General features: G+C 51.6%; 22 protein-coding genes. 10 read left to right on the forward strand and 12 right to left on the reverse strand.

The window, feature by feature from the left end:
* Positions 1-164 precede the first annotated feature (164 nt).
* Positions 165-2,348, forward strand: a complete 2,184-nt coding sequence (locus tag IM317_RS19810; protein ID WP_033144836.1) for a TonB-dependent siderophore receptor — start codon at positions 165-167, stop codon at positions 2,346-2,348.
* A 103-nt stretch (positions 2,349-2,451) separates the two neighbouring features.
* On the forward strand, positions 2,452-3,840 hold the full coding sequence (gene pheP / locus IM317_RS19815; protein ID WP_024906896.1) for a phenylalanine transporter: 1,389 nt from the start codon (positions 2,452-2,454) through the stop codon (positions 3,838-3,840).
* A gap of 82 nt (positions 3,841-3,922) precedes the next feature.
* Here the strand turns inward: pheP and IM317_RS19820 are convergent, their stop codons facing one another.
* The gene (locus IM317_RS19820) at positions 3,923-5,164 is read right to left on the reverse strand and encodes a mechanosensitive ion channel family protein (RefSeq protein ID WP_033144837.1); all 1,242 of its coding nucleotides are present in this window, start codon (positions 5,162-5,164) and stop codon (positions 3,923-3,925) included.
* A 65-nt stretch (positions 5,165-5,229) separates the two neighbouring features.
* On the reverse strand, positions 5,230-6,666 hold the full coding sequence (locus IM317_RS19825) for an MFS transporter (RefSeq protein ID WP_033144838.1): 1,437 nt from the start codon (positions 6,664-6,666) through the stop codon (positions 5,230-5,232).
* A 107-nt stretch (positions 6,667-6,773) separates the two neighbouring features.
* Here IM317_RS19825 and IM317_RS19830 point away from each other — a divergent pair, with 107 nt between their 5' ends.
* A complete protein-coding gene (locus tag IM317_RS19830; RefSeq protein WP_033144839.1) occupies positions 6,774-7,643 on the forward strand; it encodes a helix-turn-helix transcriptional regulator in 870 nt (289 codons plus the stop codon).
* Between the two features lie 15 nt (positions 7,644-7,658).
* Here IM317_RS19830 and IM317_RS19835 read toward each other — a convergent pair whose 3' ends face one another.
* The 3 genes from IM317_RS19835 to IM317_RS19845 form a co-directional block, all read right to left on the reverse strand.
* Positions 7,659-8,267, reverse strand: a complete 609-nt coding sequence (locus tag IM317_RS19835) for a helix-turn-helix domain-containing protein (RefSeq protein WP_158002599.1) — start codon at positions 8,265-8,267, stop codon at positions 7,659-7,661.
* Positions 8,268-8,566: 299 nt separating this feature from the next.
* Complete coding sequence (locus IM317_RS19840; RefSeq protein WP_049015674.1) at positions 8,567-9,136, reverse strand: fimbrial protein; 570 nt, start codon at positions 9,134-9,136, stop codon at positions 8,567-8,569.
* The gene (locus tag IM317_RS19845) at positions 9,137-9,811 is read right to left on the reverse strand and encodes a molecular chaperone (protein ID WP_033144841.1); all 675 of its coding nucleotides are present in this window, start codon (positions 9,809-9,811) and stop codon (positions 9,137-9,139) included.
* A gap of 285 nt (positions 9,812-10,096) precedes the next feature.
* Here IM317_RS19845 and IM317_RS19850 point away from each other — a divergent pair, with 285 nt between their 5' ends.
* From IM317_RS19850 to IM317_RS19880, 7 genes are all read left to right on the forward strand, one after another.
* Positions 10,097-10,645 carry a fimbrial protein gene (locus tag IM317_RS19850; protein ID WP_033144842.1) on the forward strand — a complete coding sequence of 183 codons (549 nt, stop codon included), beginning with the start codon at positions 10,097-10,099 and terminating at the stop codon, positions 10,643-10,645.
* A 78-nt stretch (positions 10,646-10,723) separates the two neighbouring features.
* Positions 10,724-11,257, forward strand: coding sequence for a fimbrial protein (locus tag IM317_RS19855; protein ID WP_050595273.1), 534 nt, complete (start codon positions 10,724-10,726; stop codon positions 11,255-11,257).
* A 6-nt stretch (positions 11,258-11,263) separates the two neighbouring features.
* Positions 11,264-11,995, forward strand: coding sequence for a fimbria/pilus periplasmic chaperone (locus IM317_RS19860; RefSeq protein ID WP_223998124.1), 732 nt, complete (start codon positions 11,264-11,266; stop codon positions 11,993-11,995).
* Positions 11,996-12,017: 22 nt separating this feature from the next.
* The gene (locus IM317_RS19865; RefSeq protein ID WP_049015675.1) at positions 12,018-14,651 is read left to right on the forward strand and encodes a fimbrial biogenesis usher protein; all 2,634 of its coding nucleotides are present in this window, start codon (positions 12,018-12,020) and stop codon (positions 14,649-14,651) included.
* A 14-nt stretch (positions 14,652-14,665) separates the two neighbouring features.
* A complete protein-coding gene (locus IM317_RS19870; protein WP_049015676.1) occupies positions 14,666-15,205 on the forward strand; it encodes a fimbrial protein in 540 nt (179 codons plus the stop codon).
* Between the two features lie 9 nt (positions 15,206-15,214).
* Positions 15,215-15,742: a fimbrial protein gene (locus IM317_RS19875; RefSeq protein ID WP_033144845.1), complete on the forward strand. Its 528-nt coding sequence runs from the start codon at positions 15,215-15,217 to the stop codon at positions 15,740-15,742.
* A gap of 85 nt (positions 15,743-15,827) precedes the next feature.
* Positions 15,828-16,793, forward strand: coding sequence for a fimbrial protein (locus tag IM317_RS19880; protein ID WP_033144846.1), 966 nt, complete (start codon positions 15,828-15,830; stop codon positions 16,791-16,793).
* A gap of 42 nt (positions 16,794-16,835) precedes the next feature.
* Here IM317_RS19880 and IM317_RS19885 read toward each other — a convergent pair whose 3' ends face one another.
* From IM317_RS19885 to IM317_RS19915, 7 genes are all read right to left on the reverse strand, one after another.
* Positions 16,836-16,988 (reverse strand): hypothetical protein, encoded by a 153-nt coding sequence (locus tag IM317_RS19885; protein ID WP_158002598.1) that lies wholly within the window; start codon positions 16,986-16,988, stop codon positions 16,836-16,838.
* Positions 16,989-17,154: 166 nt separating this feature from the next.
* Positions 17,155-18,867 carry an O-antigen ligase gene (locus IM317_RS19890; RefSeq protein ID WP_049130888.1) on the reverse strand — a complete coding sequence of 571 codons (1,713 nt, stop codon included), beginning with the start codon at positions 18,865-18,867 and terminating at the stop codon, positions 17,155-17,157.
* 86 nt (positions 18,868-18,953) lie between these two features.
* A complete protein-coding gene (locus IM317_RS19895; RefSeq protein WP_033144848.1) occupies positions 18,954-20,612 on the reverse strand; it encodes a ShlB/FhaC/HecB family hemolysin secretion/activation protein in 1,659 nt (552 codons plus the stop codon).
* A 93-nt stretch (positions 20,613-20,705) separates the two neighbouring features.
* Entirely contained in the window at positions 20,706-23,315 is a 2,610-nt protein-coding gene (locus tag IM317_RS19900) for a filamentous hemagglutinin N-terminal domain-containing protein (RefSeq protein ID WP_050595275.1), read from the reverse strand.
* A 404-nt stretch (positions 23,316-23,719) separates the two neighbouring features.
* On the reverse strand, positions 23,720-24,373 hold the full coding sequence (gene nfsB, locus IM317_RS19905) for an oxygen-insensitive NAD(P)H nitroreductase (protein WP_033144849.1): 654 nt from the start codon (positions 24,371-24,373) through the stop codon (positions 23,720-23,722).
* 120 nt (positions 24,374-24,493) lie between these two features.
* The gene (locus IM317_RS19910; protein ID WP_033144850.1) at positions 24,494-24,862 is read right to left on the reverse strand and encodes an MmcQ/YjbR family DNA-binding protein; all 369 of its coding nucleotides are present in this window, start codon (positions 24,860-24,862) and stop codon (positions 24,494-24,496) included.
* On the reverse strand, positions 24,852-25,403 hold the full coding sequence (locus IM317_RS19915) for a TetR/AcrR family transcriptional regulator (protein WP_193362519.1): 552 nt from the start codon (positions 25,401-25,403) through the stop codon (positions 24,852-24,854). Before IM317_RS19915 ends, IM317_RS19910 begins: the two co-directional genes overlap by 11 nt.
* Between the last annotated feature and the right edge of the window lie 12 nt (positions 25,404-25,415).

A 25,415-nucleotide genomic window follows, 5' to 3' on the forward strand; every position in this document is an offset into this window, starting at 1 on the left:
AGCGGGGTGGCCGTTCCCCCTCTTTTCTCGCCAAATCTCCTCATGAACGCGGTTACACTTGCTAACGCATAGATAATGCGTATAGTTCTCATTTGCATTGCATTCAATACATTCTAAGGCCCGACAACGGGTCATTTTTGCGCGCACTTTAAAATGAGTTAACGATGAACAACACCATCATGCACAAAACGCTGCTGGCGCTCGCCGTTGCCGCGGCGACACATTCCGCCTTCGCGGCGGACAATCAAAAAGAGGACACCCTTGTTGTCCAGACTGCTCCAGCCAGCGATTTCAAACCCGGTGGCGACCAGTTGGTACCGGCCTTTCTTGACGGACAGGTGGCGAACGGCGGGCGCATGGGGATGCTGGGCCAGCAGAACGCCATGGACGTGCCGTTCAACATCATCAGCTACACCTCGAAGCTGGTGGAAGATCAGCAGGCGAAAACCATTGCCGATGTCGTCGCGAACGACGCGGGCGTGCAGTTCGTTCAGGGGTACGGCAACAGCGCGGAGACCTACCGCATCCGTGGCCTGAAGTTCGACGGCGACGACATGACCTTTGGCGGCCTGTCCGGCGTGCTGCCGCGCCAGGTGGTGGATACCCAGATGGTTGACCGCATCGAGATCTTCAAAGGGGCCAACTCGCTGATGAACGGCGCGGCAAGCTCCGGCGTGGGCGGGATGATTAACCTTGAGCCAAAACACGCGGGCGAACTCCCGCAGGCGAAAGTCGGCGTGGACTACACCTCGGATTCCCAGATTGGCACCACGCTGGATGCGGGCCGTCGCTACGGTGACAGCGACCAGTTCGGCGCGCGGGTGAACCTGGTTCATCGCGAAGGGGAAACCGGCATACCGAATGACCGCCGCCGCACCACGCTACTCTCTACCGGCCTGGATTACACCGGCGACCGCTTCCGCACCTCGCTGGATCTGGGCTATCAGAAGAAAACCTTCCACGGCAGCCCGACCAGCGTCAATATTTCCGCGGTGGATTTCGTTCCGGAGCCGCCGAAAAACGATCGCAACTTCTCGCAGAAGTGGGCCTACAGCAATATCGAAAACGAATTTGGGATGTGGCGCAGCGAGTACGACATCACCGACGGCTGGACCGCCTATACCGGTCTTGGCGCGCAGCACGCGCACGAGGAAGGCATCTACAGCGCGCCGAAGCTGGTGGATAAAAGCGGCAAGGCAACGGTCAGCCGTCTCGACACCAACCGCATCAGCGATTCCGTCAGCGGCATGGCGGGCGTTCGCGGTAATTTCAATACAGGCTTCGTCTCGCACAAGGTCAACATTGGCTATTCGGCGATGACCAAAAACGAAAAAATCGCGTGGAAAATGTCGGCGGCGAAAGATAACCCGACCACCAACATCTACCACAACACCGGCGTCGATATGCCGGACAGCACCAACTTCAATGGTTCCGGCGGAAAGTACAGCGATCCGCTGACCAGCGGGCGCACCCGTACCCAGGGCTGGCTGCTGAGCGATACGCTGGGCGTGCTGGACGACAAGCTGCTGTTCACCGCAGGTGCCCGCCATCAGAAAGTCGTCATTCGCGGGTATAACAAAGTCACCGGTGCGGAAAACGCGGCGGACGGTTTCGACGGTAGCCGCTGGATGCCCACCTACGGCGTGGTCTACAAGCCGTGGGAGGAAATTTCCCTTTATGCAAACCACACCGAAGCGCTGCAGCCGGGCAAAACCGCACCTAACACCGCCACCAACTACGGCCAGAGCACCGGTATCGTTCACTCTAAGCAGAACGAAGTGGGCGTGAAGGCGGACTTCGGCCGCGTGGGCGGATCGCTTGCGCTGTTCGAAATCAAAATGCCGTCGGCGATCCTCGACAACAGCGGCCACTACGGCCTGGACGCCGAGCAGCGAAACCGTGGCGTGGAGCTGAACGTCTTCGGCGAGCCCGCGCTGGGGATGCGTCTGAACGCCAGCGCTACCTGGCTGCAGGCCGAACTGACCAAAACCAAAAATGGCGTGAATCAGGGTAACGATGCGATCGGGATTCCGAACTTTTACGCCGTGCTGGGCGCTGAGTACGACATCAAGCCGATTGACGGCCTGACCGCCACCGCCCGCGTGAACCACTCCGGCGCGCAGTACGCTGACCTGGCAAACACCAAAAAGCTGGACAGCTACACCACGCTGGATCTGGGAATGCGTTATCGCTTCGCGGTGAACCACAATGAAAACCAGATGACGGTTCGCGCGGGCATCGACAACGTGACCAATGAAAACTACTGGGCCAGCGTGGATGATTCCGGTACCTATATTACGCAGGGCGAACCGCGCACCTTTAAGGTTTCGGTTGGCTACGCGTTTTAAGCGTTCCATCTCGTTATCCGGGGCAGGGATGCCCCAATCCCTTGCTACCTCCAGCATGAAGTGTTAAAACGTGCCCCTTCTAAAAAAGAGACAGGGGTAGGACGTGAAAGACGCGTCATCCGCTTCAGGCCATGGTAGCGCTGAAGCCTCGTCGGATCAGAATCCGACGCTGCAACGTGGTTTGCAAAATCGACATATTCAGTTAATTGCCCTTGGCGGCGCGATCGGTACCGGGCTGTTTCTCGGCATCGGCCCCGCTATTCAGATGGCTGGCCCGGCGGTGCTGCTGGGTTACGGTATCGCCGGGATTATCGCCTTCCTGATCATGCGCCAGCTTGGTGAAATGGTCGTTGAAGAGCCGGTGTCAGGCTCCTTCGCGCACTTTGCTTATAAATACTGGGGTCCGTTTGCAGGCTTCCTGTCCGGCTGGAACTACTGGGTAATGTTCGTGCTGGTGGGGATGGCGGAGCTGACCGCCGCGGGCATTTACATGCAGTACTGGCTGCCGGATGTTCCGACGTGGATCTGGGCGGCGGCCTTCTTCATCATTATTAACGCCGTTAACCTCGTCAACGTGCGCCTGTATGGCGAAACCGAGTTCTGGTTTGCGCTGATCAAGGTGCTGGCGATTATCGGGATGATCGGCTTTGGCCTGTGGCTGCTGTTCTCCGGCCACGGCGGCGAGCGCGCCACGATCGACAACCTGTGGCAGCACGGCGGCTTCCTGGCGACCGGCTGGAAAGGGCTGATCCTCTCCCTGGCAGTGATCATGTTCTCCTTCGGTGGACTAGAGCTGATCGGCATTACCGCCGCGGAAGCGCGCGACCCGCATAAAAGCATTCCCAAAGCGGTCAACCAGGTCGTGTACCGGATTCTGCTGTTCTACATCGGCTCGCTGGTGGTGCTGCTGGCACTCTATCCGTGGGTGGAAGTGAAGTCCGACAGCAGCCCGTTCGTGATGATTTTCCACGATCTGAACAGCAACGTGGTGGCCTCGGCGCTGAACTTCGTCATTCTGGTGGCGTCTCTGTCGGTCTATAACAGCGGCGTTTACTCCAACAGCCGCATGCTGTTCGGCCTCTCCGTGCAGGGCAACGCGCCGAAGTTCCTCACCCGCGTCAGCCGTCGCGGCGTGCCGGTGAATTCCTTGTTCCTTTCTGGTGCTATCACCTCGTTGGTGGTGCTGATTAACTATCTGCTGCCGAAAGAGGCCTTTGGCCTGCTGATGGCGCTGGTTGTTGCCACGCTGCTACTGAACTGGATCATGATCTGCCTTGCGCACCTGCGCTTTCGCGCCGCGATGCGCCGCAAGGGACGCGAGACGCAGTTCAAAGCGCTGCTTTACCCGGCGGGGAACTATATCTGTATCGCTTTCCTCGGACTGATTCTGGTGCTGATGTGCACCATGGATGAGATGCGTCTTTCGGCGATGCTGCTGCCGGTGTGGGTTATCTTCCTGTTTGTGGCGTTTAAGCTTTCCCGCAAAAAGTGATCTGCTTTTCTCCCTCTCCCCGTGGGAGAGGGCCGGGGTGAGGGCACCAGACTGCACCTGCCTTCACGCCCGGCAACCCACCTCACCGATGCTGTAGGGTCAACGAGCGAATATCGTTCCCGGTCGGGGACTGGTGAATACGCAGCCCAAATTCATCCACCACTGCGAAAATATGGTCGAAGATGTCGGCCTGAATCTCCTCATATTCTGCCCAGACCACCGTGTTGGTGAAGGCATATATTTCAATCGGCAAACCATTCGCATCAGGCGCTAGCTGGCGCACCATCAGCGTCATATCTTTGCGAATACGCGGATGGTTGCGCAGATATTCATTCAGGTAGGCGCGGAAGGTCCCAATATTGGTCATCTTACGCAGATTTAATACTGACTCCCCTTCACCGTTCTTCTGATTCCACAGGCTAATTTCCTCATGTCGCGCGGCCAGATAGGGCTTCAGCAGCTTCGCCTGAATGAGTTTCTGCTGCTCCTGCTCGTCGAGAAAATGAATGCTGGTGGTATCAATATTCAGGCTGCGCTTAATGCGTCGCCCGCCGGAGGCCGACATGCCGCTCCAGTTGATAAAGGCGTCGGAGACCAGCGCCCACGTCGGAATGGTGGTGATGGTGTTATCAAAATTGCGCACTTTAACGGTGGTCAGACCGATGTCCGTTACCGTGCCGTTGGCACCGTATTTCGGCATCTCCAGCCAGTCGCCGAGCTTGAGCATGTCGTTGGCGGAAAGCTGGATCCCGGCCACAAGTCCGAGTATCGGGTCCTTAAACACCAGCATCAGAACGGCGGCCATGGCGCCCAGACCGCTGATCAGAATCGCCGGGGACTGGCCGATCAGCAGGGAGATAATCAATATCCCCACCAGGATGGCGCTCACCAGCTTGATGCCCTGGAAGATCCCCTTCAGCGGCAGCTGTGACGCGGTGGCCATTTTCTGCGACAGATTAAAAATCACGTCCAGCAGCGAGAAGAAGGAGAGCAGGGCATACACCATGACCCACAGCTTTGCGCAGGTAGTGAGAATTTCCGCCGCTTCGCTGCCCTTTTGCAGCCACAGTACCGCCTGAACGTTGACGATTATCCCCTGAAGGGTGAAGGCCAGACGGTGAAATAATTTATTCTGGGTAATGATCTGCAGCCATAAATGGCTGCTGGCCTGCGCGCGCTTTTCGAAAGCGCGAAGCACCACTTTGTGCAGAATAAAATGAACGATGATGGCGGTAAGAAAAATAATACCAAAGATAATCACTAAAGAGGTGGTGTGATTAATTTCAATGCCTAACTCTTCAACCTGAGCAATTAATTCCTGCATAACGTCTCCTGTATTGATGCAGCCCCATAATGGCGGCTGCGGATCTATTATGCAAATTCCCGGGCTTATTTGGTGGCCTGGCAGACCTTCACCACCGGCAGGCACAGGCTATGGCGGATGCGCAGCGTCGCCAGGGCAAGCGCCACCATCATCGCCGTTTCCACCATCAGGAAGACGTTCACCGCCTGGGTGTAATCCCCGTGATGGTTTTGCAGCGCGTGCAGCAAAATCGCGCCAAAAATGGCCGGGCCAAGCCCCAGCGCGGCCTGCTGCAGCGTGCTGAGAATGGCGCTCGCGGCCCCCGCGTCGTCAGGCTGAATATCGCGCATCCCGATGCGGTAGAAGCTGTTCACGATCAGCGCCTGCCCGTAGCCGACCAGCCCGGTCGCGGGCGCCAGCGTCAGGGCGGTATTCTCCATTCCCCAGACGCGGAACGTAGCGATCAGCGCCAGCAGGCCGGCAATCTGGATCGCCAGACCCGTCAGCAGAATGGTACTGGTGCTGTAGCGAGCAATCAGCCTCGGCGCGAACCACGCCGAAATAAAGTAAGTTACGCCCAGCGCGATAAAACTGTTTCCGGACTGCCACGGTGCCATCCCCAGACCGGTTTGCATGGTCAGCGCCATACAGAACATAAACCCGGACCAGACGCTGAAAAAGAGCATCGCAATCAGAATGCCAAAGCGAACGCTGCGAAGCTGCAGCAGGCGAGGCGGGATCAGCGGATGGGCATTCTCACGCTCCTTTTTGCGCGCATTCAGCGCCGTCAGCCAGCCCAGCGGAATAATGGCGAGAAGCATAACCTTCAGCGGCCACGACCAGTGCCACTGGGGGCCGAGCGCCATCGGGAACAGCAGGCAGCAAAGAATGATCGCCAGCAGCACGGTTCCGGTCCAGTCGATCCGTGACGGCGTCTCGCGACGGGTTTCGGGTACGAAATGGCGGCTCAGCCCCAGCACCACCAGACAGATCGGCACGTTGATGAAGAAGGCGTTACGCCAGCCCAGCCCGGCGATATCCGCCGACACCAGCCAGCCGCCGCCCATCTGTCCGACGATAAACGCAATCCCACCGATGCCGCCAAACAGGCTGATGGCCTTAGCGTGCGCCGTACCTTTCAGCGTCACGTGCAGCGTGGCAAGAATTTGCGGCACGATCAGCGCGGCTCCCGCCCCCTGGACGATGCGCGCGGCCAGCAGCTGTTCAATGTTGCCCGCCATCCCGCAGAGCAGCGAGGCCAGGCCAAAGCTCGCGACGCCCCACATGAACAGACGCCGACGGCCAAAGTTATCCCCCAGCTTGCTGCCGAGCGCGAGGCAGACGGCGAAGGCCACGCCGTAGAGGGCGACTATCAGCTCCAGCTCGGTGGCGGTGGCGTTCAGCGAGTGGGTGATGGCGTCCAGCGCGACGTTGGTGATTGAGGTATCAATCATCGGCAGCATCTGGCCGGTTAGCAGCAATATCAGGCCAGCGCGGCCCGGTGAAACAACTGACGTATTCATGGTAACTCCATTGCGTCATTCAACAGATGGTCGTAGCATCAACCATCTGATAAACGGGTACCAGTTCTTGCTTATACTGGTACTGGCACTACCATGCAGGGGGATTTATGGCCTTGATGTCTGAACCCGTCGTCTCACTTCAGGATGACACCCGAAAACAGCTGGGGGCATTTTTACGCGCGCGACGTGAAAGCCTCGATCCGCAGCGTCTCGGCCTGCCGCGCAGCGGTCGTCGCCGCACGCCGGGTCTGCGCCGGGAAGAGGTGGCGATGCTCGCGGATGTGGGCGTGACCTGGTACACCTGGCTTGAGCAGGGCAGGGACGTCAATCCGTCCAGCTCGGTGATGGCGGCTGTGGCAAAAGCGCTGCAATGCACTCCGACCGAGGCCCGACACCTGTTTGTGTTAGCCGGGCTGCCGCCGGGTGAAGCCCCGCAGGCGGTCTGCTGCGAGGGTATCAGCGAGGGCACGCGCCGCCTGCTGGATACGCTGATGCCTAAACCCGCCAGCATTCAGAAACCGAATTTCGACATCGTGGCGTGGAACGACAGCTTTGGGCACCTTATGGGCGTCGATTTCAATGAAATTCCGCCGGAAGACCGCAACTGTATTTACCTGTTCCTCACCCATCCGGCGTGGCGCGCTCGTCTCGGCAGACGTGACGATGTGCTGCCCATATTTGTCTCCTATTTCCGGGCGGCGATGGCCGAGCACCGGGGCGATCCGCTGTGGGAGGCCAAACTGGCGCGCTTCTTTGCGGTGTCGGAAGAGTTTAAAACCCTGTGGCACCAGCGCAACGACGTGCGCGGCGTGGAGAACCAGCTCAAGCTGTTTACCCATCCCGAGCTGGGGGATTTTACGCTGCAGCAGATGTACTGGTACTCCGCGCCGCGAAACGGGTCGCGGCTGCTGGTGTATTTACCAGTGGATGAGGCGGGAGAAAGGGCAATGGCATGGTTGGCGGAGCAGAACAAATAAACCTGGTTTACCGGGTCAGTAGTTATCCGGAAGCCTGTTTATTGCCATTAAGAGCCCACGTTCAATTTTAATATAGTTGCCTGTTTTCAAATCGCTCAGGATCTTCATAATTCGACTGCGCGAAAGATGAGTCTTTTCCTGTATGTAGTCACAGGCATTAACAGACAGACGAAGGTCTTCCTTCTCTGTCATCAGTGACACAAGATTAAGGCGAATTAACTCATAAGTAGACAACCCAACCGAAGTTTCATGAGCTTCCAGTAATCGTTTAATGGCGTACATATACGAATAGGCGGCCTCCTGCCAAAGATTGCGATTGTTAATAATTGCAAATGTAGATTTTAGCGGTTTGATTTCATATCTAATTTCACCGCAGGCCTGCATATAAAATCCCGCATTGGTATCAATAAGATTATTCATACCAACGATCATCGGGGCTTCGATAAACTTCAGCAGAAGCCGGTCTCTCGTGCGGTAGACGGCGACGATGCCGGAATGGAGTATGAATGTCATTGGTTTTTCATGCTGATCCAATGAAATGATTTGCCGTTGGTGTCCTACCCTGACGCGCTCCGGTTCAGAGAGTTCATGTATAAGTTTTATAATATAATTTTCAGGTTTCATAGCGTACAACATACCCTGAGAAATATCACTACGAGTATTTCAGAGGTTGATAAAAGTAGTGGAAGTGAGAACAAGGTTATAAATGACACCATGGGCACACGCAATATATAACATGTTATCTTATAGAGGCTGAGAGGATGAAGGATGTTTAACGTACAGGCGATGAGGAAACCGCGTTGAATGCAGCCAGCAAAGACGCAAAGCGAGAGAAAATCATGATATCCCTTTCAGCACCCTACAATGAAAAAAAGACCGAAAACGACCATCCTTGAGCCGCATCCGAGAGAAAAACCCGTTTGTTAGTTATACGTGAATGACATCGTGATAACGGAGCTGATTTTTCCCGGTGTCGCGCCACCGTCTTTACTGAAAGCGCGAGTATGCATCTTAAAGGTGGGTGTCGTGCCTGCGGAGGCAATATCAATAGTCGCCGTTTTGCCATTGCCGTAAGCTTCATTAGCCAAACCTTCAAGCTGAACAGCGATATTTTTAGCCGCTTTGTCTTCTCCCGCATCTACCGCCGTGTTGCTGTACAGCGTGTTAGGATCGCCAGCATCGGCTGTGCCATGAAATGTCGCGGTTATGGTTGAAGTACCCGCCGGGCAGCTTTTGAAAACGACGTTAATTGGTACCCATGCAGAACCGCTTCCTGCTGCGTTCAGATCGGCGCTTTGCAGTTGATCGCCTAAAGAGATGTTTAACGACTCACTTCCCGTATCGATTACGCAAGGTGAGGCGACAATATTGCCCGTTACGGTAATTTGTACTGGGTCAGCGGCAAACGCGGAGTGAGCCGAGACGACAGTAAGAAAAATACAGGCTGTTGATGATAAAAAGAATTTTTTCACATTGAACATAGTAATGGCCATTTAAGCAGATTTTGAGTGCATCTTGCCCACAGCGCCGAAGTCGCTAATGACGCTGAATTGAATATTTCCGGAATTAACCCCCGCAGGGAGCGTAAACGATGTTGTTTTGCCCGGTGATGCATAGGAGACATTCGTAAGTTTTTTTCCGGCAACACTTATTTCATTGAAATTAATGTAGCAGGGCGTCGGATTGTTGATATTCAGTTGGTTGCCGGAAATATGCCAGCTGAGTTTGTCGCTTTCTTTCTCTACGTCCAGGTTTTTCAGCGAGTCCGGGCGATAAATCAGTTTAATGCTGGTTGATACCGCAATCTGTAACGTATTTTTTTCACGTGGCGCAGATGGGATTGCCTTAACACGTAGCCAGAACATGGACTCTTTATCTTGTGGAAGATTGCCTGACTGGATAACGCGCATTAGGTTTTCTTTCCCTCCATCAAGGCGATAAAGCGGAGGGGTGATGATGAAGGGCGGTTTTTGCTGACTACTCTCAAGATTATCGATAACCGTCTGAATAAGATAAGGACTACTGTCTGGATTACGAACGCTGAGTGACACTTCTTTTTTTGCACCTGCATAGACGAGGCGTGTTCCGCCAATATTGACCGTTGCGTGAGCCATCTGGCAGGTGGCGGCGACAGTGCAGCCAAGCAGTAAAATAGTAATAATTTTCACGGTAAAACTCCGAGAGATAATATATGTCTCCTTAATGGGAAAGACAGTTTTCCATGCTGATGCTGTAATTCTAAGTGCCGCTAAGGGTATTGTCCTTCTAAACAATATCCTATTTAGGATCCAAGAAAGGATCGTATTTCATTTTGACTAAAAAGTTAATATTGTAAAAATACCCTTGTAAATAAAATATTGTTACAACATGCTGAGTGTTTTTTCGCTGAAAAATAATGTTTTATTTGTGAGAACAGGATTTTTCTTTTTTATTATAGGTATCTGGAGTTTTAAATGAAGAAGCATATGTTAGCTGTAGTTATGGCATCTATTATGGCAAGCGCTACCTGTGCACAGGCGGCAAGCACTACGACCGTTAACGGTGGTAATATTAAGTTTATGGGTTCTGTGGTAGACGCACCGTGCGCTGTTGCCCTGGAATCTGAAGACCAGGTTGTCCATATTGATCAAATTACGTTGAAAAGCCTCGGCGCTAAAGATGCCGTTTCTGGCCAGTCTAAGCCGTTCTACGTGACCCTGACTAACTGCGATGTCAGCACTTATACGAATGCCGCTATCAGTTTCAGCGGTCAGTCAGACGCTATAACTGCAGGTGCTTTGGCTAACACCGCAGGTTCTGGCGGAGCAACTGGCGTGGCTTTGCGCCTGTTTGGGCCAGATGGTAAGGCGATGGATGTTAACTCTGGTACCGCATCTGACACCATTCCGCTGTCAAAAGGCGACAACACCATTCCTATGAGTGTTGATTATCTGACAACTGGCGATAAACCAACTGCGGGTGCTGTTGAAGCTGTTGCAACATTCCAGATCATCTATTCCTGATTGCTTTATTTATCCCCCTCTGGAATTCCGGGGGGGATATTTCTGGCGCTTCATCATTATTTTTTTATTGAGATAAACATGTTTCGTCTGATAGCACTGATAATTTTCATTCAACTGCTATTGATTCAGCCAGGTATTAGTAGCGATATATCAACCGTGGGAAAAGTGCATTTCTATGGTGCTGTGGTTAATAGCTCATGTTCAATTGATACGCAGAGTTTTGACCAGAGTGTCATGATGGGTCAAGTCCGCACCGGTTCATTTTTAGGGCCAGGAAGTTGGGCTGAACCGGTCACCTTCTGGATTAAGCTTGAAAATTGTGCCACTTCAACCAGCGAGTCGGCAAGCGTCACCTTCAACGGACTGGCTGATCTTAAGGATCCACAGGTCTTTCAGGCAGGTTTTGGCTCTGGTGCTGCAAAGGGCGTCGGAATTGGTATTTTTGATATGAGAGGCAACCAGGTGATCCCTGATAGCCAACCTCTCGCAAAAATGCCGCTGATTGCGGGAGAAAACACATTACTGTTTACCGCCCGATATCGCTCTGTATCGATGCCCGTTACGGCGGGGGATGCCAGTGCGGCCGTCACTTTCTCGGTGATTTATCAGTAAGTAAAAATGGATAAGTACTCACCAGGATGTTTTTTATTTTTTTGGATTTTTAAAATGAAAACCTTTATTTCAACGTTGCTCTTATTAATGATCTGCTTGGGAAATAGTCATTTAGTTTATGCAGAAGGGATCGCGCTGGGGGCCACCCGAATCATTTATCCGCTGGGTGAAAAACAAACCAGCATCAATGTTGTTAACACCAATAAGAAAGAGACGTTTTTGGTGCAATCTTGGGTATCCGATCCGCAGGGTAATAAATCCACACAGTTTACCGTGACGCCGCCATTGTTTGTGATGAAGCCTGAAAAAGCGAACGTTCTGCGCATCATGTACGTAGGCCCAAAACTTCCGGAAGATCGCGAGTCAGTATTTTACTTCAATAACAAAGCAATACCTTCACTCGATAAAAAACAACTCCAGGGTAATACCTTACAGATCGCTACGCAAAGTGTGATCAAATTATTTGTTCGCCCTGCGCATTTAAAAATGAAATCAATGGATGCACCTGCAACGCTGCGTTGCCAGCGTAGTGGAAAAAGCATCACTATTACAAACCCTTCTCCCTATTTTGTTTCGCTGGTGAAATTCAGCGTTGGAGGGAAAGCATTGCCGAACAACATGGTTCCCCCGATGGGTAACCTTCAGGTAACGGCGCCGGATAATGCCCAGGGCAGTATTTCTTTCCAGACCATGAATGACTATGGCGCAGTAACCCCAGCACTAACATGCAATGCGTAATGCAGACAGGTCATAAGTTGTTATGAAACTTCGAAAACAAGCTCGAATGATTAATGCAGTCCGCTGGCGGTTATCTCCATTAGCGTTAGTTATTGGATCGGGTTTATTTTCCGGTGTTTTGCATGCAGAGAACTATTTTAATCCGGCTTTTTTGGCGGATGGTGAAAATCAGGTTGCCGATCTATCCCGCTTTGAAAACGACGGCAGCCAGGCCCCTGGGGTATATCGCGTAGACATTTATCTCAATAATGATTTTATCACCAGTCATGATGTCGAGTTTCAGGCCCGGCAAACGCAGAATTCCAGCGCCCCGTCATCCTCCGATGATACAGGTTTAACCGCCTGTTTATCCGGAAAAGTATTGGATGGTCTGGGTATCGATCTAAGTATTCCGCAAGACCGAAAACAGTCTGTAGACGGACAGTGTATCGACATCGCGACTTTAATTGAAGGGGCTAAAGCCAGTTTTGATTTTAGCAAGCAGCGCCTGGATCTCAGTGTGCCACAGGTTGCGCTTAAAAATAGCGCACGGGGCTACATTCCTCCGGAAAAATGGGATCAGGGGATCAACGCCCTGCTTCTGAACTACAACCTGAATGGCTCGAGACGAAAAGACAGCAGCGGCGAAGGTAGCAGCAATTTTCTGGGGCTAAACGGCGGCGTTAACCTGGGAGCATGGCGTTATCGTGACTATTCTACATTTAACCGTAGCACCAGTAGTAATGGAGAGACAACCAGCCAGTGGCAACATATTAGTGGTTTTCTGGAACGCACGATCATCTCGCTGAAAAGTGAACTGACGGTGGGTGACAGTTATACCAGTGGTGACGTGTTTGACAGCGTTAGCTTCCGTGGTGTTCAGCTAGCCTCAGACGACAATATGTTGCCGGACAGCCTGAAAGGCTTCGCCCCAACGGTGCGCGGTATTGCAAAAAGCAACGCTCAGGTGACGATCAAACAAAACGGATACGTTATTTATCAGACTTACGTAGCGCCTGGCGCCTTTGCAATAGACGATCTCTTTCCGACATCCTCAAGCGGGGATTTGACGGTAGAAGTAAAAGAGCAGGATGGTGCTATTACCTCCTATTCTGTCCCTTATTCCGCCGTCCCGTTACTACAGCGCGAAGGTCGTCTGAAATATTCTGCCACAGCCGCGAAGTACCGCACCAGCAACGAACAGCAAGATCAAGTCTCTTTCGCACAAGGAACATTAAGCTGTGGCTTGCCGCATGGTTTTACGCTGTATGGCGGCGCACAGCTGTCTGACAATTACAAGGCAATGGCGATCGGGACGGGGGTCAATATGGGCCACTGGGGCGCGCTGTCTGCGGATGTCACTCACGCCCAAAGTACGCTTATTGATGAGACCGAGCATAGCGGTCAGTCATTGCGTTTGCTTTATGCAAAATCGTTAAACGAAATAGGAACTAACTTCCAGTTATTGGGCTATCGCTATTCAACGTCAGGCTATTACACCTTTACGGATACTACGTACAAGCACATGGATGGCTATAACAGCAATCCGCTGAACGAGGATGATGATGATAACAACGATGTGCCGCACTGGTTCGACTACTACAACCTCTATTACACCAAGCGCGGAAAGTTGCAGGTCAATATTTCTCAACAGCTGAGTGGTTTTGGCTCCATTTATCTCAGCGGAAGCCAGCAAAGTTACTGGCATAACGATGATAAAGATACGCTGGTGCAGTTTGGTTATAACACCACCTGGAAGGATATTAATATCGGTTTGAGCTACAACTACAGCCAGATGTCCGGCCAACCCGTAGCCGACAAAATGATTGCATTCAACCTGTCGTTACCGATCGGTAAATGGCTCTCAGCGCAGGGAGCCTCGTCGTCAAATAACGCATTTGCGACGTACAGCATGAACCACGATAACCACGGTAGCGTCACCCAGAACGCCGGGATCAGCGGTACTCTGCTGGAAGGCAATAACCTGAGCTACAGCGTTCAGCAGGGCTACGGTAATCAGGGTACAGGTAATAGCGGTAATGCCAGCCTTGCTTATCAGGGCGGATATGGTAATGCCAACGTAGGTTACAGCTACGACAGCAGTAATTCTCAGCAGGTGACCTACGGCGTCGCGGGCGGCATCGTGGCGCATCGCCACGGCATTACTCTGAGCCAGCCGCTAGGGGAAACGAATGTCCTGGTTGAAGCGCCGGGTGCGGATAACGTTAAGGTTGAAAACTCCACCGGCGTGAAAACGGACTGGCGTGGATATGCTGTTGTGCCTTTCGCAACGACCTACCGTAAAAACCGTATAGGCCTGGACACCACAACACTGGGTGACAAAGTTGATCTTGAAAACGCGGTAGTAGACGTTATACCCACGCGAGGTGCACTGGTTCGTGCAACATTCCAGGCGCATGTCGGAAGCCGGGCATTATTTACGTTGATGCACAATAACAAACTAGTTCCCTTTGGGGCGACGGTAACACGAAATGATAATGGTATGGGTAGTATTGTAGGAGATGACGGACAGGCGTATTTGTCCGGGTTGGCACCGAAAGGTGAGTTGCAGGTGCAGTGGGGAGAAGGGGCTGAGCAAACGTGCCGGGCGAACTACCAGCTCCCTGCTGATGCAGAGAATTCCGCCATTACCCAGATGAAAGTCATTTGCCATTAAAAAGGATGCAAACGGTGGAATTGAATTTGAAATGCTTTTTTGTCGTGACTCTGACGCTGCTGGGGGGGATTTTTTGTGTTCCCTTTGCATCGACAGCAGATTCGACGTTAACGATAGCGGGCAATATTATTGCCAGTGGTTGTACTGTTCGATATCCGACCCCGACGGTGATGATTGGTGTATTTTCTGGGAAAGATTTTCCTACGGTAGGAAGCACCACAGCATTCAAAGCTATGAATATTGATTTAAAAGATTGCTATTCAAAATTAAAAAATGTTCAAGTGAGTTTTTCAGGTGTTACGGATAAAGATAATCCTGCTTTGTTGGCGATAACCGATATTGGGAAAGACAAGGTGTTAGCGACGGGGGTGGGAGTTGAATTGCTCGATAATAATTTTAAAACATTGCCATTTAATAGCGAAAAGCCATTGGTATATGAGCTCGACGGGGAAGAAAATACGCTATCATTTCTAATGCGTTACAAGTCGACAAAAGCACAGGTGACGCCAGGAGATGCCTCTGCTGTGATGTATTTTGATTTAATATATCAGTGAGTTTTTATAATGAAAAACACAAGGCGTTTTTTTATAATGTGCTTGCTTTTAAACGTATTCATATTTGATGTTGAAGCACATGATGGTACTGTAACTATATCTGGCACAATACAAGATAATACATGTGAGCTGGCTACAGACTCGCAAAATAAGACCGTTGAAATGGGTGTGCTGGCAGTCAATCAGTTTACAAGGAAGGGTAATCAAACGCCAGAAAAGGCCTTCTCAATTAATCTTATTAACTGTGGGCCTGCGGCAAGTGAAGCTTCTGTTACCTTTTCAGGTACACCCGACCCACAAGTCAATACCCTCTATTCTCTCGACCACAGTTCCGATGCGGCCACAGGTATTGCGCTGGGAATTTATGATAGTAATGCCCAACCGATCGCTCCGGGTGCTCAAAGCTTGGGTGTTGCGTTGGAACCAGGCCAGACATCAGTTGAGTTGGCGTTTACAGCGCGCTATGTATCTGTTGACGATAACGTTGAGATGGGGAGTGCGAATGTATATGTTACGTTTATAGTCAACTACGCATAATAAAATGCTGGAAAGGACAGAGAAATAGTAGATTTTTTTGATTATGCTAATAATATAACCGCGTCCACAAATTTTTAGGTATTCTATGTTCTCTTTTTTACGTTATTTATGTTTATCTGCACTGTTTTTTTCAACTCATTTACTTGCTTGCAGTGCAGATGCTTATTTTGGTCCAACTGATGACGTTCATTTTAATGATGTAATAGTGCAGCGAGATACCCCTGTTGGGACTGTTATTGCATCAGTGGCCGGTGAAATGAGTGGTGGTGAGTATTATTACGGGATTACTGACTGTGATATATATGTTGCAATGAATTATCAAGGGGCTGTTCCAGCACCAATAGAGCATGTTTATAATACAAATGTTCCAGGGGTAGGCATTCGTTTTTATTTCTCTACGTGGTCGCATGGCGGCGTTTATGCTTCACCTACACCAGGCACTTTTTTGGATCATTTTTCAACATCCATGAGCTATGGAATTAATCCCCCTGTTGTGGATTTAATAAAAACAGGAAATATTACGTCAGGATCTCTGGCAACTGGGAGTGTAGCTCATGTATATGCTTTGAATAATGAGAATACAAACGGGGATGTGACATGGAGCATAAATTCGCCTGCGGTTATTACACAAGTCGCCTGTGCCATAAATTCAGGTCCGTTGTCATTTCCAATTGGCAATGTTTTATCGGCCCAGTTTATATCTACTGGAACCGTATCTCAGGAAGTAAAAACTGTTGATTTAAAACTAGACTGTGATCCTGAAGCAAATATCAATTTCACATTGACTGGTGTACAAAACCCCGACTCATCAGACAGTAGTATTTTGGCATTAACGGGGCAGGGCCAGGACGATGCTAAAATTGCGGATGGTATTGGTGTCCAGCTTCTTTATAATGATAAACCGCTGAAATTAAACGAAAGACTGGAAATTAAACATTCCGCTGGCGGAAACGAAATTTTCCCTATTACTGCTCGATATATTCAAACTAAAGATAAGATTAAAGCTGGCATTGCAAATACCACCGCAACGTTGAATCTGACCTACCAATGACCTTCAATATGACAAACCGGGCAGGATGCCCGGCCTCACGTTTTACCCGTGCTTCATATCAATACGCTGCATAAACCGTTTCAGATCGCGCGCTTTCCTTAATGCCAGTTTCGATACGACTTCAGCGGGTACCGGCGTTTCGGGTTTAGGCATCACCGTCACCACCATTCTTCCCTCTTCAACCACAATTTCCACTGGCGCACTTCCGTACCGCGCTCATCACTGGATTTAATTACAGGCGTAATAATAACCAGAAGGAAGGGGAAGTCTGTTTAAAAATACTTAAACCTGCATTTATGACTTACCTGAATATATAAAAACCGCGTTAATCAACGCGGTTGAAATAGATTTCGATCCCCTATTATTTAAATCGAACGTCCCACGGCATTAGCCGATGTGCCCGCTGTTTTAATTTTTCTGCATCACCCTGACGATGTGAAAATAATAAAATATTAACCTGATCGTTCCAGGCGTCCTCTTCCATATGCAATTTTATCCATTCACCATTTTCTTTGGCGTATCGTTCCAGCTCATCGATATCGCCCGTCTGGTTGAAATGCCACAAATGAAGCTGGCTAAGATCGCGCTGATAGCGCATCTGCATGAGCCCCGGCACGTGTAAACCGGTAATGCTCTCAGGGAAAGCAAGTCTGCCCGTCTCAAAATTTCCCAGCACAATGCTGGCAAAAAAAAGCTGTGCAGAAAGCACTAAGCCATACAGTGCGATGAACACCAGCGGCCAACGTAACCGCGAACTGCGAACCTGAAATGTGCGGAGTTCTCCGTCTGCCGAGGCCATTAAAATCAGAATGGCAAAATAGTGCGCCACGGAATAATAGAGTGGAAACTCCACCTGAGTGTGCAGCAGAATCGGCAAGGTGGTGAGCAGTGCCGCCCACTGCCACAGGCTTTTTCGCCTCAGGAAAAGAATTATCCAGCCCCACAGGAGACACAGCCCGCCCGCCAGCGCCATCACGCCGCCCTCCGCCCAGATAAACAGCGTCTCATTGTGCGGGTGTTGCATCATTTCTCGGCTTGGATTATCGAACGGCAGCGCGGCCATAAAATTCTGGAAGGCGGGTTCAAACATTCCTAACCCCCAGCCCCGCCAAGGATGAACGCCGATCATACGTAGCGTGTATTCCAGGGTTAACATCCGCTGATTGCTGGAGCTTTCGTGCGCGAGGGATGCGTCCAGAGGCTGATTCAGCATCAGCATGCCTAAAAGCCCACCCGCGAACGGCAAAAGGACCACCAGCAGGCGGCGACCACGTGTCGTTCGAACGCGAAAACGCGGGTGGCTGAACATCACCGATACGCACAGAATGCCGATTAACCCGCCGAGCCAGCCGGTGCGTGAGTGAAACACAACCAGCGTGGCCGATATCACTATAATGCTGACACAAATAAACAGCAGGCGATACGATTCTGCGCGAACCCGGTAACAGACGCATCTAGCATCGGCAAGAACAAACAGCAATGCGACCAGCCCCGTCGCCAGAAATGAAGCGGTGACATTCAGTTGCTGAAATATACCCGGTGCGTAGCCAGAATAATTTTCAGCCAGGTTATTGAGCGGGAAGGGGAGATACGCCGGGCAGTAAAGCCCCGCCAGCGAAATCAGACATTCCACAACGGCAGCGATAGCCAGCAGATAAAAAATCCCTGTGGTTTCTTTCTCCTGAAGAGGAACCTGAAGCAGAGTCACGTAACACATCACTCCGCCCCAGATCCCGACCAGCCGGGGTAGGGCAGTCGGTAAGCCTTCAGAAGGAGACCAGAGGATCGGCAGCGTAAACAGAACCGCGCTCGCCAGCATGAGTATGCTGGTGCGTGTAATACGCACGGTTGCCGTACGCAGAAAAAGCCATACCAGCAGCGACAGCATAGACATCACGCCCCAGCAGAGCAGGTTCATCGGCAGGTTCATGCCGTAATCGCCGTTGTTAGGCCAGGGGATATGGAGTAGCACCAGCCAGTAAAGGCTGAAAGTGGACAGTATCAGCACGCGTATCGTGCGGGCGTTTAGCAATATATTTGCCAGCGTAATCAAAGAGGATGTCAGCGTGTTCATTAGAGCCTGAAGAGGGTAAATCATGATTGTATTTACCCCCTCCGACAGGGGCTAACGCTCCTGCGTCCATTCTGAGACTTTCTCCGTCAGTACTGCCATTGCACCGAAAACCCAAGCGTGACGGGACTGGTATGCATCTCATCCGGTTTTGCCAGTGGTACGCCCGCAAAAAGGTCATACCCCAGATGGCCTTTTACCCCGCGCACGCCAGCGACCGCACCGGCAATGTGCGCCCCGCTCCAGTAATCATTTTCTGAGCCGCTGACTTCGCCATAGTCTGCGCCAATATACGGCTGCATTCCCCATACCGGCAGATTCAGGTTGATATCGTTGCGCAGATACCAGCCTTTGTCTGCATACAATGAGGACTCTCCGTCAAAGCCGCGCACCGTCCAGCGGTTGCCGATGGTGAACTTATCGGGCTGGGTCAGCCTGTCCGGAGAGGTCTGTTGCTTGAAGTGCGGTTCATAGCTGAGGGCAAACTTGCCCAGTTTGAACGGGAAAGTACCGTCTGCACTCAGCGTAATGATGCGCGCCTGCGCGTCGGCACTGCCCACCATCTCTTCAGCATCGGGTTCTTCACCAAACCACGGTGCGGCATGTTGATAACCGAGGCTTGCCGTAAGCTGACCGAAGGGAAGATAGGCTAAATGTTCCAGGCTGAGCTGCCAGCTGCTGGTGTCCCGGTGCTGAACCTCCACTTCCACGTCGTTAAGATCGTAGCGGGAATCCCGCTTGATCCCTTTAAAGCCCAGCGTGGTTTTCTGGCTCGCGCTGCGGTAAACCACGCGGTTAAGCGCGGCGGTCATTAACTTTTCATCGCTACTGTACCGGTAGTTAAAATCACCGCTATGGAGAGTCTGCGTCGTTCTGTACTGGCTGGCATAAAGTTCCAGCGCCCAGTATCCCCAGGGAACGGAGTAAAACACCGAGGTATTATCGTTACGCTTGCCGTTTTCATTCTTGAAACCACCGCCATACGCGGCATAAAACATATCGTTGAGCGAGGTGGGGTTATCCAGATACAGCGCCAGGCCCCCCTGGTACCGTCCGGTGTATTTACTACCGGAATCATCAAACCAGCTGCCCAGTCGCCAGGCTTTACGCTGGTCGCGCTTGATCTCAACGCGGGTATCGCCAGGATTTTCCCCCGGCACCAGACGAAAACTGGCCTGCGAACCGGGAATACGCTGCAGGTTTTCCAGCCCCTGTTCCAGACCGCGTAAATCGAGGAGATCGTCCGGCCCTTGTGGGACGTTATTCCAGCGATGAACGGAGAGGCCGCTTTGATCCTGAATAATGACATCACTGACGCGTCCAGGCAGAATTCGCAGGGTTAACGTTCCCTTGTGCAAATTTTGCTCCGGTATTAATACGCGGGTGGTAATAAATCCGTGGGATATTAATCGATTCTGCACGGCCGTATGTATGGCTTTAATTCCCTTCACGCCAATACAGTTATTCTCAGCCTGACGAATGATATCGCGAAAAGTGAGCCAGTGAGGAAGCGACTGCGTATTGTCGATGTTCAGATGCTGAATGTCGTAGCACACTGTCTCATGTGGCAGTGCAAGCGCATCAGTTGCGAGCATGCTTTCTGATGAAAGGACTGACTTCCCAGGCGGTGCAAGCTGTTCGTGCCTCGCCTGATCCTGCTGCTGAGTGGTGGCCGGTTCAGCATGTACAGTGTCGGGAAGTGACGCGAGCAGTGATAGCAGAACGAGGCCAGATCGATAATTAGTCATGTAAATAACTTTATGGACCGCGAAGGATCCTGAATATAACGAAAAAATAGATAGCCCCATTCCAGGAATGGGGCTTTGGTTTATTTCAAACGATTACGCGGTATAAATGGAGTAGCCGCCTGGGTAATAAACGATACCCTGAATGGGATACCCGTAATACAGATCGCCCGGATAATAGACAACGCCGTTTTCCCAAACGCCATTACCTTCAGGTGTACCGTTTGGCTTAACGGTGGTATTTCCACTATTATTCGCCGTGGTATCTGAATCTGGGTTGGTATTATTGTTATCAGCAGTGTTACTACCGTTGTCTTGATTTGCTGTACCGGTCTCGTTAATCACACCCATGTTATTGACGTAACCCATGGTGTACACGCGATCGCCGGTAATATTACCGCTGGCTTCGTTGTTAATGCCGTTAGCCGTGTTCAGCGTAATACCGCTTGCACTGGTGATGTTACCGCTGTTGGTCAGGTAGTTGCTGACCAGGATAATACCGTTATCAGCAGACAGCGTACCGCCGTTGATGAGGGTTACGCGGTCCATCTGTGCGTTCAGGGTATTACCCGCCACAATCGTGCCGTAGTTATACGCGGTGCTTTGAGACCAGCCGTAGCTACCCATTACGTCGAGATTAATGTCATGCGCCGCGCGGATGTCACCGCTGTTGTCCAGATTGTTCATGATAAACAGCATGGCATCAGAACCCGCGTTGATCTGGCTACCTGCATCGGTCATCAGATAAGAGGCGGTAATGTTGATGTTATGGTCTGCGACGAGCGTACCGTTGCCCCGGTTTTCCAGGCTAGTGGTGTTCAGGTTGATATCATTCTTGCTGACGATCGAGCCGCTGTTGGACAGGTCTGCCAGCTGAAGATCCATCTGATTAGCGGTAATGTCGCCGCTGTTGTCGAACTGACTGCTGTTCATCTGCAGCGCCAGGCGACCGCCAGCCGCGATGGAACCGCTGTTCTGCGCCGGGCCGCCATAGTTATTCCAGCCATTAGAACCGATGGTTAACATCATATCCTGACCCGCTTTAAGGGTTCCGGCGTTCTGGAACGTACCGGTCACGGTCATGTCGATATTGCCGCCTGCTTCCATCTTACTGGCAAGGTCAGAATAGTAGGACGTGCCGTACATAAAGAGGTCTTTTTCGGCTGCGATGGTGCCGGACATATTATCCAGCGCGCCATTGATTGAAACAGAGCCGTCGCTGTGGATTGATCCATTGCGGTTAGAGAGCATGTTGTTGCCGCTCACCTGAAGCTGGCTGTCAGATCCCAGAGACTGAATCACACCGTTATCGTTATTCAGCATGGAGGCGTTGATCATGTTCCAGCCGTTCCCGGCGGAAATGAGACCGTTGTCGTTCGTCAGCGTGTCGACATTGACGCTCATCGCACCGTTGGTTTCTACGCGGCCAGCGGAGTTGTTCAGGCTGGCAGCGTCAACGCTGAGGGCACCCTTAGCAACAATGCGGCCATGGGTGTTATTCACGCCCTGCGAGTTGTAATTCCAGGAGGCGCGGCCGATCGTCAAATCGCCATTGCTGAGAATTTCACCGTCGCTGTTGTCCAGCGAGTCAGCGGTAATAAAGGTATTCTGGCTGCCCTGAATGGAACCACGGTTGTTAACGGTATTTTTGCCGGAAACATTAACCATCGCAGCTTTAATGACGCCGTTAGTGTTGTCCAGCGTGTTGTCTGCGGCAACGGACACCATCCCCTCAGAGGTAATCTGACCGTTATGGTTCAGGACATCACTTCCCATCACGGTAGCTGAATTTTTACCGCTGATACGTCCGCCGTTGTTTTCGACCACACCCTCAACGTTGATTGACAGCGTGTCGGATGCCGTCAGGTCAGCACCATCGATATGCACGCCAACGCCGGCGTCAGTGCCTTCCATATAGATTTTATTCGCGTACATGGAGCCCAGCGCAGACACATCCAGCGCTACGTCCGGGGCATTGCTGCTGTCATACTTCTTCTGCACGCGGCCATATTTATCAATGTGGTTATTACCCGTGACGATATTCAGTTCGTTAGCCTGAAGTTTCGCATTGACCTTCACTGAACGGGCAATAATGTCGGTGTACTGCGTAGAACGAGTATCCATCCCTTTACCGGTGATGGTCACCTGACCTTTGCTCACATCCAGACCGCTAACATTACCCTTGTTATCGTAGGTGGCAGTACCGGTGGTCAGCGTAGCGTGGTTGGTATTGATAAAGCCGCAGCCGTCACAGGTAATGCCTGATGGGTTGGCGATAATCACCTGCGCGGACTGGCCTGCCACTTCGACCATGCCGTTCAGCTGGCTCGGATCGGATGAACGCACTTCGTTCAGGATCACTTTAGCGCTGCCGCCGGCCATATTAGCGTTGCCATTGATCTGGCCTGCTAATTGGGAGTTGGTTGCTGTGCCGCTGTTATTCAGGATCACGCCGTTGCTTTCGACGTTAAATTCGGAATAAACGTTATGGGAAACCCCACCCGCGCTCGCCTTGTTGATATCAACGATGGTTGCGCCACTTGCATCCGTATGAATGGCCGGTTTGTCGGTATTACCTGCCACGATGGCAGCCTGAGCTGGCATAATCATGCCCAGCGCAAGCATGGTCGCAAAGCAGGTCGGCGCCAGTTTGGCGTGCAATACCTTTGAATTAGCCTTTGTGCTCACTGCACTTTTATTTTTCATATATCTATCCTTGTAATTCCTTGAAAAAGTGTTCCCATTTCTCTTCATGCGAAATGGACGCACATAAAAACATGCAGAACTTCGATTCCAAAAATAGACATGTAACAATTCATACAAAATGTGCATTAATTAATGCGGTACCAGAAGGGAATAATTAACGTGAACGTGACAAAAAATAAATGGATATATTTTTGAGAGTTATTGATTGGGGTGATGAGAGGCTATAACAGGTTGATATCACATAGAAGAACGTAATTAATAATTATAAAATTGCATGCGAAATTTCCGATATAACTATTTCTATGCTGTTACAAATAATTTGCCTGCTAACGGATGCATCTATACACAGCGGGAGTATGCGGTATTGAAAACAGGCACGCCGGATCCCAGCGCGCCAGAGGAGATCAGCACTCAGTTACAATCGTGCTCAGCGGCAGGCGAGACTTCGGCAGCGTGGCGTTGAAATCTTCCACGCTGTGGTGCCCAACCGGTACCACCACCAGGCTGGTAAAGCCTTTCTCTTTCAGGCCAAACTCTTCGTCGAGAATAGCGGCGTCGAAACCTTCAATCGGTACCGCGTCCAGACCCATCGCGCCTACGCCCAGCAGGAAGTTGCCGACGTTCAGGTAAACCTGCTTCGCCATCCACTGGTCGTCATCTTTCAGATCCACGCGGTGCATGTCGGCGAAGAAGGTGCGGCCCTTGTGGTTTGCGGCTTTGGCTTCCGGCGTGTTGAAACGGCCATCGGCCTCTTCCTGATCCACGACGCGCTCCAGCCAGGCGTCATCCAGCGCGGTTTTCGCGCAGAACACCACCACGTGAGAAGCATCCAGCATTTTGCGTTCGTTGAACACATAGGTGCCCGCGGCGGATTTCGCCACGCGCGCTTTTCCTTCCTCGGTGCTGGCCACAATGAAGTGCCACGGCTGGGAGTTGGTGCTGGACGGGCTGTACTGCAGCAGGGTTTTGATTTTTTCCGCTTCTTCCGCGGTCAGTTTTTTGCTTGGGTCGAACGCCTTGGTCGAGTGGCGTTTCAGGGCGACAGAAATGATATCCATAACAACTCCTGGTGATGAAATTCGCCCGCTCGCGGGCGCGAAAGGAAAGCAGATTACAGCGGGACGCGGAAAAAGATAAGTGCAATTCGAGCGCTTAATCTGTTCGTCTCAGACGAACAATCAGACCGGACGGATCCACTTCTGGTCTTTTTTCGGCAGCTTATCCACCACCAGATTCCAGGAATCACGGATGAGGTCGGTAACCAGTTCCGGCGTCACGTCGTCGGTGCCGTAAAGGGAAATCCAGTGCTTTTTACTCAGATGGTAGCCCGGCTCGATCCCGCGATAGATCTGCTGATTTAACAGTGATTTCTCCGGGTCTGACTTCAGGCTGACGTGTGGTCGCCCGTGCGCGACCGCAACGATCATGAAAATCTTTCCGCCCACTTTAAACACGTCAAACTCCGGACCAAACGGCCAGCAGTGTTCGGTGAAGGGCAACTCAAGGGCCACGCGCATTGCGTGCTCCTGCAAGGATTTACTGTCCATCGCTCTCTTCCTGGGCCAGCCCGCGCCACATCACTTCAAAACCGAGCGCTTTAAAATCAACGGCGCGGGAAGGGTCGCGAGTGGCAAATTCCATCGTGGATTCGGCCAGCGATAAGAAAAGCGCATCGCCAAAGGTTTTAAATTCATCTGACATAAACACCTGACGCACCGAGCGGCGGCACAGTTCATGGAGTTCCGGGAACATCTCTTTCACCGCCTGTTCCGTTTCGGCGCTCAGCTTTTCACTGACGCCAATCTGGCGGATAGCCGCATGAGAAACGGGGTTACGAATACCCCAGTCCACGTAGCTGTTCCAGATATTGCGGGTATGCTCTTTGGGAAGCGTGATGGTGCGATCGAGGTTTGCCAGCATGGCCTGGCAGAGATCCTGCTTCAGGTGCAGATAGAGGGCATTCAGCAGATCGTCTTTAGTGGGAAAGTAGCGAAACAGGGTCCCTTCGGCGACGCCCGCGTTACGGGCGATTAACGACGTTGAGGCGGCAATACCTGACTGTGCAAACGCCACCGTTGCTGTACACAGACATTAAAGTTG

It is taken from the genome of Enterobacter cloacae complex sp. S3, from assembly GCF_014930495.1.
Classification (GTDB): Bacteria; Pseudomonadota; Gammaproteobacteria; order Enterobacterales; family Enterobacteriaceae; genus Enterobacter; species Enterobacter asburiae_B.

What these genes read in the sequence shown, in the direction of transcription:
- IM317_RS19810 (WP_033144836.1), top strand. Translation starts at nt 165, where the DNA reads ATGAACAACACCATCATGCACAAAACGCTGCTGGCGCTCGCCGTTGCC.
- IM317_RS19820 (WP_033144837.1), bottom strand. Translation starts at nt 5,164, where the DNA reads ATGCAGGAATTAATTGCTCAGGTTGAAGAGTTAGGCATTGAAATTAAT.
- IM317_RS19825 (WP_033144838.1), bottom strand. Translation starts at nt 6,666, where the DNA reads ATGAATACGTCAGTTGTTTCACCGGGCCGCGCTGGCCTGATATTGCTG.
- IM317_RS19830 (WP_033144839.1), top strand. Translation starts at nt 6,774, where the DNA reads ATGGCCTTGATGTCTGAACCCGTCGTCTCACTTCAGGATGACACCCGA.
- IM317_RS19835 (WP_158002599.1), bottom strand. Translation starts at nt 8,267, where the DNA reads ATGAAACCTGAAAATTATATTATAAAACTTATACATGAACTCTCTGAA.
- IM317_RS19840 (WP_049015674.1), bottom strand. Translation starts at nt 9,136, where the DNA reads ATGGCCATTACTATGTTCAATGTGAAAAAATTCTTTTTATCATCAACA.
- IM317_RS19850 (WP_033144842.1), top strand. Translation starts at nt 10,097, where the DNA reads ATGAAGAAGCATATGTTAGCTGTAGTTATGGCATCTATTATGGCAAGC.
- IM317_RS19855 (WP_050595273.1), top strand. Translation starts at nt 10,724, where the DNA reads ATGTTTCGTCTGATAGCACTGATAATTTTCATTCAACTGCTATTGATT.
- IM317_RS19860 (WP_223998124.1), top strand. Translation starts at nt 11,264, where the DNA reads ATGGATAAGTACTCACCAGGATGTTTTTTATTTTTTTGGATTTTTAAA.
- IM317_RS19865 (WP_049015675.1), top strand. Translation starts at nt 12,018, where the DNA reads ATGAAACTTCGAAAACAAGCTCGAATGATTAATGCAGTCCGCTGGCGG.
- IM317_RS19875 (WP_033144845.1), top strand. Translation starts at nt 15,215, where the DNA reads ATGAAAAACACAAGGCGTTTTTTTATAATGTGCTTGCTTTTAAACGTA.
- IM317_RS19880 (WP_033144846.1), top strand. Translation starts at nt 15,828, where the DNA reads ATGTTCTCTTTTTTACGTTATTTATGTTTATCTGCACTGTTTTTTTCA.
- IM317_RS19890 (WP_049130888.1), bottom strand. Translation starts at nt 18,867, where the DNA reads ATGAACACGCTGACATCCTCTTTGATTACGCTGGCAAATATATTGCTA.
- IM317_RS19895 (WP_033144848.1), bottom strand. Translation starts at nt 20,612, where the DNA reads ATGACTAATTATCGATCTGGCCTCGTTCTGCTATCACTGCTCGCGTCA.
- IM317_RS19900 (WP_050595275.1), bottom strand. Translation starts at nt 23,315, where the DNA reads ATGAAAAATAAAAGTGCAGTGAGCACAAAGGCTAATTCAAAGGTATTG.
- nfsB (WP_033144849.1), bottom strand. Translation starts at nt 24,373, where the DNA reads ATGGATATCATTTCTGTCGCCCTGAAACGCCACTCGACCAAGGCGTTC.
- IM317_RS19910 (WP_033144850.1), bottom strand. Translation starts at nt 24,862, where the DNA reads ATGGACAGTAAATCCTTGCAGGAGCACGCAATGCGCGTGGCCCTTGAG.